The following is a 16818-nucleotide window of genomic DNA, read 5'->3' as shown; positions in this document are numbered from 1 at the left end:
GATCTCGAGCGTGCGCACCGTCCCGGTGTCTCAGGGGATCGCGTTGTCCGACGCGTTCCAGCACACCACCAGTTTCACCCCGCCTTGACGGCGCTGCGGCGGCTCGATCCGACCCGCGGTGCGGGTGACACGGCCGTCGCTTTCTGGGCGACGTCGCGGAGCGCGAAAACCATCGCGTCGGTCTGCGCATCGAGCTGTAAACGTGTCCCGGTCTCCGCGGTGTTGCGCCACGCGATCAGGAAACAGGCGAGGATTGCAGCGGCACTCGAGACAAGCGGGGCGATGATCAGCGCAGCCAGGAAACTGACGGGCGCCAGCACGGCCGCCGCAAGGAGGCCGCTGCTGATCCCAACGGCTATCAAAACGAACATCGGAGGTGCACCCGACCTGTGCAGCCCATTCGATCGATGGCTGCCCGACTCTCGCTAGGGCGCAGGCGTTAACGAGCGGTTAACAGCCAAATTTGGCGCCAGCTTCAGTGTTAAGATCCGGGCCGAAATAAGACTCCGCTGTGAGTCATTACCTTCGTTCACGCATCACGTGCGCCAGCGGCCAGTCCGGGTGACGTTTCCGTGTGCCGCGATGCTGATCGGCCTCCGCGGCGGGCTGGTGTGATGAGCCACGCCTGCCGCGTTGCGGATCAGGCGATCTTCTGTCGCTCGACGAGATGCGGTGAGTGGACCGAAGCAAGCTAGGAAATGCTTCAATTTCAGCTTCCGACAGCTGGGACGCGTTTGGATTATGATATAAAATGATCATATTTGGTATAAAACGATCACTTGTTTGTGGTGGCCGCCGGATGTTAGTGCCGGCGCCAGCCGTCGAACAGGATTTGATCTGCCTATGGCTGTCGATGATCGCGCTGTCAGACGTCTGAGCGAGATCGCGGCCGTGATGGGCTGCCGCGTCGAAGTGTTCTACTTGCCCGACAGCGAGGCTCACGAAGCCGGCATGACGTGTGAGCTGCTTCGCCTATGGAACACCATCACCGAGCCTCAGGCCCGGCAGCGGATCCTGGCCAGCGCGCGGCTGGAGGCGCGCGGCGCCGCCCGCGTTGAGGCCGTGGAGTAACATTGGTCCGGGTCTGGCAACGGATGTGTCCGCGCTTCTGGTTGGGAAAATGGCGAGGCTCGGGTCATGCGGGCAGTAGATCGCCGCCTTCAATGCCGCGCAGCATCTGCGCGCGACCGCGCGGACGATGGACTGCGTCTCGACCGTCCGACATCACGGATCGACCCCATCGCGGCAATTACAAGCGCTTCGAATGCACGATGGCGGGATCCAAATCGCTCCCTTGGAATGAGAGTTACGGCCATTTTTACGCGGCTTTAACCCTGGTTTTGCGACGGTCCTGTGCACTGGAGGGCTCAGGTCATGCTCGATCATCACAATGGGCGGGCGGTCCGGTCGGCCTCATCCGGTCTAGCCCAGCGTTGTCTCGCGAAAGCCCGCGATCACCGGGCGGCCGGTCGCTCCGAGCGGGCCCAGGCCAGCCTGAGCCGCGTGCTGGGCGCAGAGCCGAACCATCCCGAGGCGCATTACGAGTTGGGCCAGCTCCTCGCCGCCACCGCGCCCGAGAAGGCCATCACGCACTTCGTCACGGCGCTTCGGGGTGCGCCCGAGAAGCCGACTCACTGGATCGCGCTGGCCTCCGCCTTGCTCGCCGCCGAGCGGCTGCCCGACGCGCGCGCAATCCTTGAGCGCTACAAGGCGCAGAAGTTCGGCCCCGAGGCGCGAGCGCTCACGAAGGCCTTCATCGACCGTACGCTCACGGCGGCGCAGGGACGCTACGACCTAAGCAAATGGAAGGAGGCGGATGCGCTGCTCGATCTCATCATCCTCCTCGATGATCAGCACAGCCACGCCACCTACCTCGCGGGTGCTGTCGCCGCCCGGACGAACAGGCTCGAACTCGCCTTCGATCTGATCAGCATCGCGCTCCTGCGCGAGCCGCGGAACGCGCTTTTCTTCACCGGCCTCAGCACCGTGCTGACCCATCGCGGGGATCACGACGGCGCCATCTCCGCTCTGGAGAAAGCGCTGGAGATCGACGGCGATCTGGCGATGGCCCATGCCAACATCTCGGGGGTCTACCAGCGCCGTTTCCGCTTCGGCGAAGCGCTGCGGCACGCCGACCGGGCCATTGCCCTCGATGCGAACAATGCCGGGGCGTACAGCAACCGTGGCAGCGCACTTCTCGCACTCGGCCGTCTGGGTGAGGCCGTGGACGCCTTCGACCGGGCGCTCGCCCTCGACCCGTCGAAGCTGTTCGTTGCCTCGAATCGCTTGTTCGCCAAGCTCTACTCCGCTGACACCCCGCCAGAGGATTATACCGCGGACGCGCTGGCCTATGGCCGCCGCTTCGCGGACCCGCTCCTGCGCCGCCGGCCCTTCGCCAACGATCGCGACCCGGATCGTCCCCTGCGCGTCGGCTTCGTCTCGGGGGATCTCTGCAATCACGCACTGGTCCGATTCTTCGAGCCCTACCTGCGTGCGGTCGACCAGGAACACTTCACGGCCTTCGCCTACATGACGCATGCGAGCGAGGATTCCGTGTCGGACCGACTGCGTCCGTTGTTCCACGCTTGGCACAACATCTCCGGGCTCGATGATGATGAGGCCGCCGACCTGATCGAGCGTGACCGAATCGACATCCTCGTCGATCTGTCGGGTCACAGCGCGGGCAACCGCCTTTTCGTCTTCGCGAGGAAACCGGCACCGATTCAAGTGTCCTGGATCGGGCACCCCGCCACGACCGGTCTCACCGCCATCGACTACCGCTTTTCCGATCCCATCACCGATCCGCCGGGTCTCACCGAGGCGCTGCATTCGGAGCGCCTTTGGCGGTTGCCGAAGGTTTGGGTGACCTACGAGGGTCCCGATGATCTTCCGCCGGTGCGCGGCCGGGCGCCGTTCGAGGACGCCGGATACGTGACGTTCGGCTGCTTCAATCGGCTGACCAAAATCAGCGATGAGGCGCTGCAGACCTGGGCACGCATCATGTCGGCCGTGCCCGATGCGCGGCTGTTCATGGTTGTCGGCGATATCGACAATCCCGATGTCCGCCGAGCCGTCGATGACCGCCTTGCGGCGGCAGGTATGCCGCTGGATCGGATTATCTATCAGGGGCGCGTGAACAGCGGCTACTACGATCTCTATCACCGCGTAGACGTCGCGCTGGATCCATACCCGTACAACGGAGGCACCACGAGCTTCGACACGTTGTCGATGGGTGTGCCCATCGTGGCCTTGCGCGGTCGGCACGCCGTCGCGCGCCACGGTGTGCTGGTTCTGACGGCGATCGGCCTTCCGGACCTCATTGCCGACGATGCCGATTCCTATGTGGCGATCGCGCAGGATCTGTGCCGCGACCTCGACCGCCTGAGATCGATCCGGCACGGTCTGCGCGAGCGTATGCGCTCGAGCCCGCTGATGGATCATCGCGGCCTTGCCCGGGACGTCGGCGACGCTTTCCGGGGCATGTGGCGGACTTGGCTCGCGGAGAGCGGCGTCTGAGGGGCGGAGCCGCGGGCTCGCCCGGAGACCGCAGCGCCACGCAACGTGCATCCGGTGCGTTGGAAGATGTCGGTCTCGGTGTTGCCTCCCGCACTGTGCGGGCTTGGCCGGAAGTGCCTGACCACACGGTGTTCGCGTGCGGAGGCCGCGCGAGGCAGTCGCATGAGCGCGACGATCCGTTTCCGGCCTGACCTCGTCAACACCTGAGCAGCATCTGAGTATTTCCTGAAGGCATTTGTTAATTTTGTTCTTCGGCGGTTGAATGTTCGAGCATCGCATTAAGATCTCGGCAAGCCGCGCTGGATAAACCACATGGGCCGCCAATAAGACGGCTCCCCGATCAAAAGGATCGCTTCCATGTCTGGTGTTACCCTCACTGCTGCCACCCGTCAGAACCTGCTCTCCCTGCAGGATACGGCGTCGTTGACCGCGACCACCCAGAACCGGCTCTCCACCGGCCTGAAGGTCTCCTCGGCCCTCGACAACCCGGTCAGCTTCTTCACCTCCCAGTCGCTGAGCCAGCGCTCCGGCGACCTGGGCAACCTGCTCGACGGCATCTCCAACGGCGTCCAGGCGATCCAGGCGGCCAACCAAGGCATCACGTCGATCCAGAAGCTGGTCGATCAGGCCAAGTCGGTCGCCAACCAGGCGCTGTCGACGCAGATCACCACCACCGGCACTGCCTCGACAAAGTTCACCGCCAGTAACACCACCGTCAATCTTTTCGTAAACGGTGCCTCGACGTCCGCCACGCTCACCACCGCTAATACGATTGACGATGCGATCAGCGCTCTTAATGGGGCTGTCGGCGCCGGCAGCTTCTCGAAGAGCACAGACGGCACCAAGATCGTCATGAACGCGTCCGCCGACGTCGAGTTCGCGGCTCCGGGCGACCAAACGGCGCTCGGTTTTAAGGTGGGTACGGCCGCAAGTGGACCGGCCTATGGTTCCACCTCGGCGGCCGGCCTGAGTTCGGACCTGACCGTCTCCGGCGTGTCCGCCCGTGCGACACTTGCCTCGCAGTACAACAGCCTGTTGACCCAGATCGATCAGCTGGCCAGTGACTCGAGCTTCAACGGCACGAACCTCATTTCGGGCAAGGGCAGCAACAAGGACCTGACGATCAACTTCAACCCGAAGGGCAACTCGAACCTGACGGTTTCCGCGACCGACGAGACCTCAGCCGGCCTCAAGCTCAACGCGGTCACCAACAAGTCGGCAGGCACGACCACCGCTGGACAGGGCAACTTCCTGCTGAACGACGACATCAACACGACCCTGAACAGCTTGACCTCTGCCTCCAGCCAGCTGCGCACCGATGCCTCGACCTTCGGTTCGAACCTCTCGGTGGTGCAGAACCGTCAGGACTTCAGCAAGAACCTGATCAACATCCTGGATACCGGATCGTCCAACCTCACCGCGGCCGATCTCAACCAGGAGGCGGCCAACTCGCAGGCCCTGACGACCCGGCAGTCGCTGGGCATCTCGGCCCTGTCGCTGGCCAACCAGGCGCAGCAGGGCATCCTGCAGCTGCTCCGCTAAGAGCGGCATCGCCGACAACAAAAACGGCCGGGGCATCGCCCCGGCCGTTTCCTTTTGCGCTCTGTCTTACCGCCTTCACCGGCGGCGCTGCGGCGCGGTGGCGGCCCGTCGCAGCGCGTCGGCGAGCGGTCCATTCGGCGCCGCGTTCGCACGCCCGTCCGGCCGATCCCGCCGCGGATCGGGGCGGTCCTCCCTCGGGCGGGGGGCTCCCGCAGCCGGCTCGATGGGATCGTCGAGCCGCATCGACAGCGCGATGCGCTTGCGCGGGACATCGACGCCGAGCACGAGGACCCGGATGACATCACCGACCCGGACGACCTCGGATGGCGATGCGATCCGGCGGCGCGCCATGGCCGAGATGTGGACCAGACCGTCCTGGTGGACTCCGACATCCACGAAGGCGCCGAACGCCGCCACGTTGGTGACCACGCCTTCGAGCTGCATGCCCGGCTTAAGATCGCCGATCGTCTCGACGCCCTCGTGGAAACTGGCCGTACGGAACGCGGGGCGCGGATCGCGCCCGGGCTTCTCCAACTCGGCGAAGATGTCGCGCACGGTGGGAAGGCCGAAGCGCGCGTCCACGAAGGTCTCGGGGTTGAGGCTGCCGAGCGCCGCCGTGTTGCCGAGCAGGACACGGATGTCGCTCTTCGTCGCCTGCAGGATGCGGCGCACGATCGGATAGGCCTCGGGGTGGACGCCGGACGCGTCGAGCGGGTCGTCGCCGCCCTGGATCCGCAGGAAGCCCGCCGCCAGCTCGAAGGTCTTCGGGCCCAAGCCTGGTACGGATTTCAGCGCCGCTCGGGTCCGGAACGGGCCGTTGGCGTCGCGGTGCGTGATGATCCGCGCGGCCAGAGTCGAGCCGAGGCCCGACACCTGGGTCAGCAGGGCAGGGGAGGCCGTGTTCACGTCGACGCCGACCGCGTTCACGGCATCTTCCACGACCGCCGAGAGGGAGCGCGACAGCTTCGTCTCGCTCACATCGTGCTGATACTGGCCGACGCCGATCGATTTCGGATCGATCTTCACCAACTCGGCGAGGGGATCCTGAAGGCGTCGGGCGATCGATGCGGCGCCACGATGGGACACGTCGAGACCGGGCAATTCGCGGGCGGCGATCTCGGAGGCCGAGTAGACGGAGGCGCCGGCCTCGGAAACCGAGACCTTGGCCAGCTTGAGATCGGGATTCTCGGCGATGATCTCCGCGGCGAGCCGCTCGGTCTCGCGGGAGGCCGTGCCGTTCCCGATGGCGAGCAGCTCGACCTTGTGGAGGCGGCACAGCCGCCCGAGCGTCGTGACGGCTTCGCGCCAGCGGCGCTGCGGCTCGTGCGGGTAGGTGGTCTCGACGGCGACGATCCGGCCCGTCGGGTCCGCCACCGCGACCTTCACGCCGTTCCGATAGCCCGGATCCAGCCCCAGCGTGGCGCGGCCGCCGGCTGGCGCAGCCAGGAGCAGATCCCGCAGATTGCTGGCGAATACCGTCACGGCTTCGTCCTCGGCGCGTTCGAACAGGCGGGCGCGCAGGTCCTGCTTGATCCCTGTCCGGATCTTGGTCCGCCACGCGGTCCGCACCGTTTCGAGGAGCCAAGCGTCGCCGGGACGGCCCCGTGCGGCGATGCCGAAGCGGTGGCAGATCGCCCTCTCGAAGGGGCCGGGTGCGCCCTGCGGCGAATCCTCGCCCTCGGCCGCGAATGCGATATCGAGCACCTCCTCGCGCTCGCCGCGAAAGAGCGCCAGGATCCGGTGCGAGGGCATCCGCTCGATCCGCTCGCTCCAGTCGAAATAATCCGCGAATTTCGCGCCGTCCGCCGCCTTGCCCTTGCGCACCTTCGAGACGAGCTGGCCGCCGCGCCAGTAATCCGTCCGCAGGCGGCCGATCAGGTCGGCATCCTCGGCGAAGCGTTCCACGAGGATCGCGCGGGCGCCCTCCAGCGCCGCTTCGACTTCCGGTACGCCGCGCTCGGGCGAGACGAACGGCCGGGCCTCCTGCTCGGGTGCCCTGTCGGACCGTGTCAGCAGGGTCTGCGCCAGCGGCTCCAGCCCGGCCTCCCGGGCCGTCTGAGCCTTCGATCGGCGTTTCGGGCGGAAGGGCAGATAGAGATCTTCCAGCCGCGCCTTCGTATCGGCGGCCTCGAGGGCTGCGGCAAGCGCCGGGTTCATCTTGCCCTGAGCCGTGATGCTCTCGACGATCACCCGGCGCCGGTCGGTAAGGTCGCGCAGATAGGACAGCCGCTCCTCAAGGCCGCGCAGCTGCGTGTCGTCGAGGCCGCCCGTATTCTCCTTGCGATAGCGCGCGATGAACGGGACGGTTGCTCCGCCATCGAGAAGCGCCACTGCGGCGGCGACCTGCGCTTCCCGGACGCCGAGTTCCTCGGCGATGCGCGCGTTCACGGGCTTCATGCGGTCTCCGGAATAGGCTGCGGCGGCTGGATCGAGGCTCTGCCTGTGCCGGCAAGCCGTCGGAAACAAGGCGGTCGCGTCAACCAGGCTCCCGACCTTCGCGCAGAACCTCGGCCGCCTTCACGATCATCTCGCATGCCCAGGGATCTTGTGGACAGTCAGCCCATGCCGCTGCCGGTCCAGCCCGCGTTTTCGCAGCGGCGGGGCCTACCAAACGCGGTTCAGATCCGTCGCCGCAGTCGTCAATAAGATGACTGTGTGTATTTCGGAGAAGATCCCAGTTTTTTCCTCTAGATCTCCGGCGATCAGGCTAAGCCTTGACCGTCCTTCGATCATGTCATCGTGATGTCACCAACTGACGCAAAGTTCGCATCTTGCATGTCGCGTCAAGGCAGGCGTCCCGTGCAGTTTGAAATTCGCGAGAGCGGCCGGTCGGTATGGTCCTGGGTTCTCGTGAACGAGACCGCGGAAACCGTACTCGTCTCGCGGCGGAGCTTTCCATCGCGTGCGCAGGCGACGGCGGCCGCGCTGGCCTTTTCCCAACTCGTCGCCCGGGCCGGGCGCACGCTGGCGGGCGGAACGCGCCAAGTCGGATTCCTCTGACCGCAGGCGCAATCTGCGGACAGTGCCGTTCAGGCCCGCTGGCGGATCAGGCTCATCACGCTCCAGCAAGCGATCACGCAGCCGACACCCATCGCACCGAGGCAGCTGATGGTGCGGATCGGCTCGCCGCGGGCCAAAACGATCGCGGCCGCGAGCGGCACGAGCAAAATTGCGAGCAGCAGGGTCATGGCGGGGGTCCGATCGGCGGGGGCCGGCTAGGCGGGCCGAGCCTAGGATGCGAATGGTTAATCGCTTCTGACGGCCTTCGCGGCGGCTTGTCCGAGGGCCTCCGCGCGTCTCGCCTTGATCCGGGCGTCATTCCAGCCGGATGCCGGGAAGAGGGTTGGCGGCAGCAGAAGCCGACCGTCAAGAACCGGCGCGTGGCGGACGCTCACGCCGCCGGTCGCGGGCCTGTGGGCGACCGCCGAGCCTTTCGCCCGATGCCAGCCGATAGGATCGAACGAGGACCGCCCGCTACGTCAGGCGGATCAGCCGGTCGACGAGCGCGCGGTCGTGCAGCAGCGCCATGCGCTCCTTCGGCGACAACCAAGCCTGCGCCTCGCCCACCGTCTCCGCCTCGCAGATCTTCGCGGTGGCCAGCGTCTGGTCCGGATCGATCGCGCCGCGCGGTCGCGGTCGGCCGACCGGCAGCATCCGGGCATGCGCGGTCGCGAGATCGGGATCGGCATGGATGGCCGCCAACGCGTCGGCCTCGTCGTACCCCCGCGCGGCGTTGCGCGCGGTCAGCGCGCCGGCACGCACGGCGATCTCCGGAGGCGTCGCCTCTTCAGGGGTCGCAAGAAGGCGTCGATCCTTGAGTGCGAGGCCGAGGCCCACTTGGCCGCTTGCCCAGGAGATCGGAATCGCCAGCACGAGGCCCAGGATCGTGGGGCTCATCCAGAGGAACAGCGAGGTGGCGATCGCGAACGCCGCGATCCCCGCCACCAGGCCGAGCGCCATGTGCCAGCGGTGCCGGGCGATGATGTCGCGCAGGGGGATCGAGCCGTCGTCACGGCGCTGCGGGTTCCAGCCCGTGTCGCGCCCGAGCAGGATGCTCACGACCGAGCCGGACTGGATCACCATCGCCACGGGCGCGACGAGCGCCGAGAGCAGGATTTCCACGAGGCTGGACAGCACCAGTCGACCGGCGCCCCCGCAGGCGCGCCGCACCGGCCCGTCGAGGAGCGCCAGGATCAGGCCCAGAAACTTCGGCGCGAGCAGGACCGCCATGGTCAGCCCGAACAGCTGGAGCGCGCGGACGGGGTCGAACCGTGGGAAGACCGGCGAAAATCCGGCGCCGGCGAAATAGTCCGGCCGCTCGGTGGCGGTCTGGAGGACCAGCAGGATACCGACGAGCAGTTGCAGGAGCCACAGCGGCGAGGCGAGGTACCCGGCGATCCCGGTGGCGAAATGCTGCCGCGTCGCCGGATGCAGCCCGGCGGCGCCGATCACGCGTGCGTGCTGGAGATTGCCCTGTGCCCAGCGACGGTCGCGGATCGCGACGTCGATCAGCGACGGCGGGCTCTCCTCGTAGGAGCCGGGCAACCGGTGAAGCATGTAGACCGCCCAGCCGGCCCGGCGGATCAGCGCCGCCTCGACGAAGTCGTGGGACAGGATATGGCCGCCGAAGGGGGGCGTGCCAGCCAGGTCCGGCAAGCCGCAGGATTCCGCGAAGGCGCGGGTGCGGATGATGGCGTTGTGGCCCCAGTAATTCCCGTCGCGGCCCGACCAGGCACTGAGCCCGGCCGCGATCACCGGCCCGTAGATGCGGGCGGCGAACTGCTGAAGCCGGGCGAACAGCGTATTGCGGTTGATGATCAGCGGCAGCGTCTGGATGATGCCGGCATCGGGATCGGCCTCCATCGCAGCGGCGAGCGCCACGACCGCGGAGCCGCTCATCAGGCTGTCGGCGTCGAGAACGAGCATGTGGTCGTAATGCCCGCCCCAGCGGGTGACGAAGTCGCCGATGTTGCCGGCCTTGCGGTGGTGGTTCTTCGGGCGATGCCGGTAGTAGAGGCGGGCCTCCGGCCCGAGGCGTTCGCGCAGGTCGAGGAAGGCGCGTTCCTCGGCGATCCAGGCGTCGGCCTGCGTCGAATCGGAGAGCACGAACCAATCGAAATGCCGGCCGAGTCCTGTCGCCTCGACGGCCTCCCGCATCGCCTCGATACCCGCGAAGGTTCGGGCTGTCGCTTCGTTGTAGATTGGCATCAGGACGGCGGTCCGGGTCCGCAGCGCGGTCGGACGATCGAGGGTCCGCTCGCGCCGCATGAGCATCGCGAAGCCGAGCAGCCCGCTGGTGAAAGCGAGCGCAATCCACGAGAAGGTCAGGCAAAACAGGACCACGAGGACGAGCTGCAGGCCGGTCGGGCTGCCCGAGACCGACACCGTCTCCAGCATCTGCCATCCACCGTAGGCCGTCAGAGCCAGCGCGCCGCCGAAGACCGCGAGACGCGCCAGCCACGGCGCCCGCACGCGGCGCGACGCCCTCCGGGCGGATCCGGGATCCCAACGCGCCAGATCCTGGATCGGCATGGCCAGGGGCGCCTCCGGCGGCAGGCCGAACCCGGCTGAGGCTGCGGCCGAGCCGGGCTCTGCTGCCGCAGCCGGGCGCTCGGTCGGAATGAGTGTCTCGTCCAGTGGCACGGTGGAGGCTGATCCTCGAGTTGGAGAAGACGGACGGTTACGGGGTCCAGCGGTAGAGCCACGTTTCGCTGATCCGATCCTGTCCGCGGCGGAGCGCCAGGCGCAGCTCGCTGGCCCGCTCGCTGCCGGGATCGAGCTCGAACAGGATCCGCAGGGTCTTGCGCTCCGGATAGCGGAAGCGTTCCTGCCGCGTGATCGCACCGGCCGAGGCACCGAGATCGACGTCGATGTCCCCGGGCTCGAACAGCGCGGCGCCCTCGAAATCCACGGCGAACAGGCGACGGGTTCCGGAGGCGCCGTGGCCGCAGCGGCTGTCGCGGACCCGCGCGATCTCAGGCGGCAGCGGGTCAGGCCAGCCCTTCGACCAGTGCTGGCGGCACAGGAAGCGCATCTCGGCGCCCTTGGCCAGCTTCGCCTTCGGCCGCCAGTAGGCGAAGACATTCTCGTTCAGCTCGGAATCGCTCGGGATCTCGAGCAGCGTCACGGCGCCCTCGTTCCAGTTGTCCTGCGGCTCCAGCCACAGGGAGGGGCGCTGCTCCCAGTGTCGCGCATCGTCCTGGAAGTCATCGTAGGCGCGGGCGCGCTGCATCAGCCCGAAACCCTTCGGCCCCCGGTCGAGGAAGGCTGAGACCTGGAGCGCTTCGGGGTTGTGCACCGGCCGCCAGATCGGCTCGCCGTAGCCGTTGTGGATCGCCAGGCCCTCCACCGAGAAGGCCGCCGCGCGCAGGTCATCGACGCGGTTCCGGTCGAGCGATCCGAACAGGTAGCTGCCCTGCATGCCCCCGAGCCCGATATGATCGAGTTCGGCCCGGGCGAACACGGTGCCATCGATCGCGGCCGTCGAGACCTCGCGGCCGGGCGTCAGGCTCAGTTTGAACGCCGCTGTCGCCGATTCCGATTCCGCCAGGGCGTGAACCACGACCGGTTGCCCAGGCGTCGGTGTCTCGATGAACAGGGCGCGGAACAGCGGGAATTCCTCGCCACGGGCATCGGCGGGCCGCAGGGCGAGCGCCCGCGCATTGATGCCGAAATCCTGTCCCTGCGCGACCAGGCGGAAGAAGGAGGCCCCCTGGAACAGCGCGAAATCCGAAAGTGGGTCGCTGTCGCCGAAGCGTGCGCGCAGGCGGAAGCCCGAGAAGGCGGTGTCGGCCGTGAGGTCCGGCAGGGCCAGCCCCGGGGCCACGAACGCCGTCTTGTCGTAGGCGATCGGCTGCACGAGCCCATTCTGCACGACATACAGCGAGACCGGCGTCTCGAAGATCGCGCCGCGCAGGAGCGGCTCCAGCGTGTAGCCGAGGTCTCGATCGGCCCAGACCGTGCGACCCTCGGCGGGATGGATCGCCGCATAGGCTTCCCGCGACAAGCTTTTCAGGACGGCCGGCACATCGCCGCTCTTCGGACCGACGTAAGGCGCAGCGGCGCGGGCGCGCGCCAGATCAACGAGTGTATTCGCCTCGAAGGCTTCTCCGGCTCCCGGGAGAGCCGGTGCCTTGTCCGGGTCCGCCGCGTGCGCGACAGCCGGCAGCGAGCCCGCGGCAGCAGCCAGCGCACCGGCTAGCACGGAGCGGCGGGACGGTGCGGCGGGCGGTCCGTCGGCTAGTGTCATGCGGGGTTCGGTCTCATGTGTCTGCTTGTGTCTCTATACAGGCTGCCCGGCTGAACCCAGGCTTAAACGGAGGGCCGAACCGATCCGGCTCCGTTGACTTCACGCGAGCCGGCTCTCTAATTCGAGGGAACGGTTCGAAACGGGGGAGGCAGCATGGGGTCGTTGCGAGTCACGGGCCACGGCGTGGATCTCGGCGAGAGTCTGCGCGGCCGCGTCGAGGAACGGATGTCCGCGATCCAATCCAAATATCTCGACTCGCACATGAATGGCTCCTGCTCCGGTCACGTCACGCTTCGACGGGACGGAACGGCGTTCCGGACCGACTGCGTGCTGCATCTCGTATCCGGACTGACGATCGAGGCGAACGGCTTCGCCCACGATGCTCGATCGAGCTTCGAGCAGACCGCCGAGCGTTTGGAAACGCGGCTGCGCCGCTACAAGCACCGACTGAAGCAGCATGCTGCGGGGCGGGGCGACGACGCGGCGGTCGAGGCCGCTTACGCGGTGCTCGCCGCTCCGGATGACGAGGATGACGATGCCGGGGAGGGCGACACCCACCCGCCCATCGTCGCCGAGAGCACCCGGACCTTGCAGCGCCGCACCATCGGCGAGGCGGTCACCGCCCTCGACATGACAGGGTCCCCAGTCGTTGTCTTCGTCCATGCTGGTACCGGCCGCGTCAACGTCGTATATCGGCGCAGCGACGGCGCGATCGGTTGGGTGGACCCGCCGAACACCGTCGACTGACGCCGCGGGTCGAGAGGAACGGAGCCGGAACCGGCTCGTTCCCCGGCCGATTGACTGGCAGGGGCGCGACCGGGTTGATTGGCGGCGCACCTGCGACGAGGCCCGGTCCGATGCGGACGGGTGACGGGGCAACGGTCGTTCGATGCCAGTTCTGGAATTTCTCGACCCCGAGTCGGTCGTCCCGTCCCTGCGCGCGCGGGCCAAAAAGCAGGTGCTTCAGGACCTCGCCGCTCAGGCTGCGCGGCGCCTGCCGGCCTTGGGTGAGCGCCCCGTCTTCGATACGCTTCTTCAGCGGGAGCGGCTCGGTTCGACCGGGATCGGAGAGGGTGTGGCGATCCCGCATGGAAAGCTTCCAGGCCTCGATCGGCTGTTCGGTCTCTTTGCCCGGTTCGACAGGCCGGTGGATTTCGAGGCGCTCGACGGCCAGCCGGTGGATATCGCCTTCCTGCTGCTCGCCCCCGAAGGCGCGGGGGCCGATCACCTGAAAGCCTTGGCCCAGGTTGCCCGCGTCCTGCGCGAGCCCGGCATGCTCGCGCACATTCGCGCGGCCCGCGATGCCGGCGCCCTCTACGCGCTCCTGACACGCTCCACGGCACCGCAGGCCGCCTGATGACGCGGATCCGAGCTGCCGCTCTGTTCGTCCTGGCCGCCGGCTGGACCGGACCCGCACCGGCCCAGAGCGAGACCACCTGCGCGCGCGATCTCCTGGTCGCGCAATCGATGCAGCGGCAGGCCATCGATCAGCTGGAGCAGGCGGACGGCGAAGACGCCAAGAACTGCCGGATCTGGCGTCGCCACGTCGAGACCATGCGTCGGGTTGCGAGCGTCTACGGGCGTTGCCTCTCCGGTTCGGACCGGTCCGAGCGTCTCGCCCAGGTCCAAGGCTCGGACCGCGAGTTCTCGGAAGCCATCAAGGCACGGTGCAACGGGCGCTGATCGCACCGGAGACGCTGCCGCTCCAGCTTTGAGGCTTCGATACGCCGCAGCCGATCAGGGCAGCGTGGTCCGCTCCGCACGACCCGCGCGGAATGTCCGGAAAGGCCGCACGTTCACCGTTTCGGGACGGGCGTGGGCCAATCGCCCCTAATCCACCCCGCGCAGCATCAGCGGCTCCGCCACCATCTTCACCGGCTTGCCGCGGCCGATCAGGATCGCCGCCCGGGAGCGCTCGGGATCCGCTTCGAACCGGGTGCGCACCCAGCTCGCCAGGAACTTCACGTATTCGGAGGCGACGAGCTTGGCGGCTGGCGGGCTCTGCCACCAGCGGTCGGCATCGAATCCTTCGGTGACCACCGGATGCGGCAGGACGCGGTCGCTGTCCTGCAGGGCATGGTCGAGTTCGATCAAGGTCCGCGGCATGTGGTAGTTGGAGGTCACCACCGCGACGGTGCTGAACCGGTGCGCCCGCATCCAGCGCCGGGTCTCGATGGCGTTGCCGATCGTGTTCCGCGCCCGGTAGTCGAGATCGACGCAACAGGCGATCAGCGCACGCTGGGTCGGATTCAGCCGGGCGATCTCGTCGCGGCTGGTGCGTTCGTTGACGCCGGTGATCAGCAGGCGACGACCGTAGCCGCTGGCGAGCAGGTCGATCGCATCGCCGATCCGCTGTGCGCCGCCGGTCAGCGCCACGATCCCGTCCGCCCGGTCCGCGGGAATGCGCTCATGCCGCGCCAGCGCGTTCACGAAGACCAGGAAACCGGCCAGCAGGGCCAGCGCGGACAGGCCGGCGCCTACGCCGCAGCTCCAGAGCGCGACCGCGCGCCGATTGTGCGGCTTGGCGGGCATCACCGGACGACGCGGGCGAGCCCACTCGTGCCATGCCCAGCCGACGACGTCAGTCGAGGGCGGATCCGATGCGCGCAGCATACGCGTGGTCATCCTCCGGAGGATCTGCGCCGATTGCGGCGGCCCGGAGGCACCGCCATCGGCCCCGTCCACACCGCGTCGATAAGGTTTCCCATTCGTTAACGTATGACGGGGCTGCGCCTTCTCATCTGCTCCGCAGCGCGATCCCGGTTCAGGCGAGGAAGCGACGCACCGTGATGCGCGAGACGATTCCCGTCACGAGCGAGGCGATCACGCCGATCAGGATGACGCTCGCGTAGCCCCGCAGGCCCACGTGGAAGGCTCCGAAGAGGGCCTCGACCTCCTGGCCGGCCGGACCGGAACGGGCGGCCCGGGCAAGGAGCCCGGTGATGACGAAGGCGAGGATGGCCAGCCCGGCGCCGATCGCGCCGCCGCGCAGGCCCAGACCGAAGAAGCGCCGCTGGAACGCCTTGGCGATGTAATCGTCGTCGGCCCCGACGAAGTGCAGCACCTCGACGACCTCGCGGTTGCCCGCCATGGCGCCGCGCGTGGCGAAGGTCACGGCGAGACCGGTCGCGATCAGGACGAGCAGGACCATCCCGATCCCGATCCCCACGAAGGCGTTGGCGGCCGTCGAGAGCCGCTGCAGCCAGAGGGCGTGGTCGTCGAGGCTGGCCACGCCCGGGAGCGCTTCGAGAAGCCGCGACCGGAGGCGTTTCAGGTCGGCGCCCTGGCCACCGGCGAGCCTCAAGGCGATCAGCCGCGGCACCGGGAGGTCGGAGAGATCGAGGCCGCTGCCGAGCCACGGCTCCAACAGGCGCTCGGCCTCGGCCTTGGAGAAGATCCGCGTCTCGGCGATGCCGGGCTCCGCCTTGGCGATTCCGGCGGCGCGGGCGACATCGGCATCGACGTCGCGGCCAGGCCCGGGCCGTATCTGGATCGTGACCTCCTGGGCCACGTCGCCCTGCCACTGGGACGCGTTCGCCGCGACCATCTCGGCCGCGCCCGCGCAGAGTCCCGCCAGGAAGGTCAGGATCGCGATCACCGCCGCCAGCGAGCGCCCGGCCGCCGTGTCGGTGGGAACCAGCGGCGCGTTGCGGCGCAGGTTGGCCGGTACCGCCGGGTCCGCGAGACCGGACGCATCGGGCCGCGCCCGCGAGATGGCCTGTGTGCTCATTCCTCGATCCGAAGCCGGCCTTCGCCGAGCACCATCCGGCGGGCGTCGACGGCGTCCATGATGCCGAAATCGTGGGTGGCGATGATGACCGAAGTCCCCAGCTTGTTGAGCTCGAGGAAGAGGCGCAGCAGCCGGCGGCCGAGCCCCGGATCGACGTTGCCGGTGGGCTCGTCGGCCAGCAGCAGGTCCGGTCGGGCGATCAAGGCGCGGGCGATGGCGGCGCGCTGCTTCTCCCCACCCGACAGAAGCGGTGGCAGGGCGTGCATGCGCTCGCCGAGACCCACCCAGCGCAGCAGCTCCACCACCTCGGCCCGGTAGCTCGTCTCGGCCCGCCCCTGGACGCGAAGCGGCAGCGCGACGTTCTCGTAGGTTGTGAGATGGTCGAGAAGGCGAAAATCCTGGAACACCACGCCCATGCGGCGCCGCAGCCCGGTGAGCGCCTTGGCGGAGATGCCGCTGACCTCGTCGCCGAAGATCGACACGAGGCCGCGGGTTGGGCGCACCGACAGCAGGATCAGGCGCAGCAGCGTCGTTTTGCCGGCGCCCGAAGGTCCGGTCAGAAACTGGAAGGAGCGCGGCGCGATGCGAAAGCTCACGTCCGACAGCACCTCCGGCCCGAGGCCGTAGCGCATGCCGACGTTCTCAAACTGCACCACCGGACGCTCCGCACCGGGCAGCAGGCTCTTCATGTTCGCCTGTAGGTTCAAGGCCGTGCCGTATTCCGTCCACGCATCGCCTGGGAATCGCCTTATGGGCGGGCGTTTTCAAGGCCTGCGTAATT

The 16818-nt window shown here is 67.8% G+C and carries 15 protein-coding genes; 7 read left to right on the top strand and 8 right to left on the bottom strand.

From position 1 onward, the window contains the following. Positions 1-74: 74 nt before the first annotated feature. Entirely contained in the window at positions 75-320 is a 246-nt protein-coding gene (locus AC3WSN_RS16380; protein ID WP_492539323.1) for a hypothetical protein, read from the bottom strand. Between the two features lie 523 nt (positions 321-843). Here AC3WSN_RS16380 and AC3WSN_RS16375 point away from each other — a divergent pair. From AC3WSN_RS16375 to AC3WSN_RS16365, 3 genes are all read left to right on the top strand, one after another. After that, positions 844-1071 carry a hypothetical protein gene (locus AC3WSN_RS16375; RefSeq protein ID WP_492539321.1) on the top strand — a complete coding sequence of 76 codons (228 nt, stop codon included), beginning with the start codon at positions 844-846 and terminating at the stop codon, positions 1069-1071. 303 nt (positions 1072-1374) lie between these two features. Further along, a complete protein-coding gene (locus AC3WSN_RS16370; protein WP_492539319.1) occupies positions 1375-3516 on the top strand; it encodes a tetratricopeptide repeat protein in 2142 nt (713 codons plus the stop codon). Between the two features lie 357 nt (positions 3517-3873). Then, positions 3874-5058, top strand: a complete 1185-nt coding sequence (locus tag AC3WSN_RS16365; RefSeq protein WP_492539317.1) for a flagellin N-terminal helical domain-containing protein — start codon at positions 3874-3876, stop codon at positions 5056-5058. Positions 5059-5133: 75 nt separating this feature from the next. Here AC3WSN_RS16365 and AC3WSN_RS16360 read toward each other — a convergent pair whose 3' ends face one another. Continuing rightward, positions 5134-7455: a Tex family protein gene (locus AC3WSN_RS16360; protein WP_492539315.1), complete on the bottom strand. Its 2322-nt coding sequence runs from the start codon at positions 7453-7455 to the stop codon at positions 5134-5136. 402 nt (positions 7456-7857) lie between these two features. On the opposite strand from AC3WSN_RS16360, the gene AC3WSN_RS16355 reads away from it, so the two are divergent. After that, on the top strand, positions 7858-8058 hold the full coding sequence (locus tag AC3WSN_RS16355) for a hypothetical protein (protein WP_238195092.1): 201 nt from the start codon (positions 7858-7860) through the stop codon (positions 8056-8058). 29 nt (positions 8059-8087) lie between these two features. On the opposite strand, the gene AC3WSN_RS16350 is transcribed toward AC3WSN_RS16355, so the two are convergent. The 3 genes from AC3WSN_RS16350 to AC3WSN_RS16340 form a co-directional block, all read right to left on the bottom strand. Continuing rightward, entirely contained in the window at positions 8088-8246 is a 159-nt protein-coding gene (locus tag AC3WSN_RS16350; RefSeq protein ID WP_492539313.1) for a hypothetical protein, read from the bottom strand. Between the two features lie 286 nt (positions 8247-8532). Continuing rightward, positions 8533-10701 (bottom strand): glucans biosynthesis glucosyltransferase MdoH, encoded by a 2169-nt coding sequence (mdoH, locus tag AC3WSN_RS16345; protein WP_492539311.1) that lies wholly within the window; start codon positions 10699-10701, stop codon positions 8533-8535. Between the two features lie 37 nt (positions 10702-10738). Then, positions 10739-12307, bottom strand: a complete 1569-nt coding sequence (locus tag AC3WSN_RS16340; protein WP_492539309.1) for a glucan biosynthesis protein D — start codon at positions 12305-12307, stop codon at positions 10739-10741. 153 nt (positions 12308-12460) lie between these two features. Between AC3WSN_RS16340 and AC3WSN_RS16335 the strand changes: the two genes are divergently transcribed. The 3 genes from AC3WSN_RS16335 to AC3WSN_RS16325 all read left to right on the top strand — a co-directional run bounded on the left by AC3WSN_RS16335 (position 12461) and on the right by AC3WSN_RS16325 (position 13990). Next, positions 12461-13054: a ribosome hibernation promotion factor gene (locus AC3WSN_RS16335; RefSeq protein WP_192707513.1), complete on the top strand. Its 594-nt coding sequence runs from the start codon at positions 12461-12463 to the stop codon at positions 13052-13054. 142 nt (positions 13055-13196) lie between these two features. Next, positions 13197-13664: a PTS IIA-like nitrogen regulatory protein PtsN gene (ptsN, locus tag AC3WSN_RS16330; RefSeq protein WP_192707514.1), complete on the top strand. Its 468-nt coding sequence runs from the start codon at positions 13197-13199 to the stop codon at positions 13662-13664. Then, positions 13664-13990, top strand: a complete 327-nt coding sequence (locus AC3WSN_RS16325) for a hypothetical protein (protein WP_192707515.1) — start codon at positions 13664-13666, stop codon at positions 13988-13990. Before ptsN ends, AC3WSN_RS16325 begins: the two co-directional genes overlap by 1 nt. A gap of 147 nt (positions 13991-14137) precedes the next feature. Here the strand turns inward: AC3WSN_RS16325 and AC3WSN_RS16320 are convergent, their stop codons facing one another. The 3 genes from AC3WSN_RS16320 to ftsE all read right to left on the bottom strand — a co-directional run bounded on the left by AC3WSN_RS16320 (position 14138) and on the right by ftsE (position 16726). After that, a complete protein-coding gene (locus AC3WSN_RS16320) occupies positions 14138-14920 on the bottom strand; it encodes a YdcF family protein (RefSeq protein WP_192707516.1) in 783 nt (260 codons plus the stop codon). 151 nt (positions 14921-15071) lie between these two features. Further along, a complete protein-coding gene (locus AC3WSN_RS16315) occupies positions 15072-16037 on the bottom strand; it encodes a cell division protein FtsX (RefSeq protein ID WP_492539307.1) in 966 nt (321 codons plus the stop codon). Beyond that, positions 16034-16726: a cell division ATP-binding protein FtsE gene (gene ftsE / locus AC3WSN_RS16310; protein ID WP_192707518.1), complete on the bottom strand. Its 693-nt coding sequence runs from the start codon at positions 16724-16726 to the stop codon at positions 16034-16036. The genes AC3WSN_RS16315 and ftsE overlap by 4 nt, the downstream gene beginning before the upstream one ends. Positions 16727-16818 lie beyond the last annotated feature (92 nt).

This window comes from Methylobacterium sp. FW102-HT35C08 (assembly GCF_058790235.1).
This window is presented reverse-complemented; position numbering and strand designations above follow the sequence as displayed.

Bases quoted from the DNA above. Each gene is read 5' to 3' on its own strand.
- AC3WSN_RS16375 (WP_492539321.1), top strand. From the start codon at position 844: ATGGCTGTCGATGATCGCGCTGTCAGACGTCTGAGCGAGATCGCGGCC.
- AC3WSN_RS16370 (WP_492539319.1), top strand. From the start codon at position 1,375: ATGCTCGATCATCACAATGGGCGGGCGGTCCGGTCGGCCTCATCCGGT.
- AC3WSN_RS16365 (WP_492539317.1), top strand. From the start codon at position 3,874: ATGTCTGGTGTTACCCTCACTGCTGCCACCCGTCAGAACCTGCTCTCC.
- AC3WSN_RS16360 (WP_492539315.1), bottom strand. From the start codon at position 7,455: ATGAAGCCCGTGAACGCGCGCATCGCCGAGGAACTCGGCGTCCGGGAA.
- AC3WSN_RS16350 (WP_492539313.1), bottom strand. From the start codon at position 8,246: ATGACCCTGCTGCTCGCAATTTTGCTCGTGCCGCTCGCGGCCGCGATC.
- AC3WSN_RS16340 (WP_492539309.1), bottom strand. From the start codon at position 12,307: ATGACACTAGCCGACGGACCGCCCGCCGCACCGTCCCGCCGCTCCGTG.
- AC3WSN_RS16335 (WP_192707513.1), top strand. From the start codon at position 12,461: ATGGGGTCGTTGCGAGTCACGGGCCACGGCGTGGATCTCGGCGAGAGT.
- ptsN (WP_192707514.1), top strand. From the start codon at position 13,197: ATGCCAGTTCTGGAATTTCTCGACCCCGAGTCGGTCGTCCCGTCCCTG.
- AC3WSN_RS16325 (WP_192707515.1), top strand. From the start codon at position 13,664: ATGACGCGGATCCGAGCTGCCGCTCTGTTCGTCCTGGCCGCCGGCTGG.
- AC3WSN_RS16320 (WP_192707516.1), bottom strand. From the start codon at position 14,920: ATGCTGCGCGCATCGGATCCGCCCTCGACTGACGTCGTCGGCTGGGCA.
- AC3WSN_RS16315 (WP_492539307.1), bottom strand. From the start codon at position 16,037: ATGAGCACACAGGCCATCTCGCGGGCGCGGCCCGATGCGTCCGGTCTC.
- ftsE (WP_192707518.1), bottom strand. From the start codon at position 16,726: ATGAAGAGCCTGCTGCCCGGTGCGGAGCGTCCGGTGGTGCAGTTTGAG.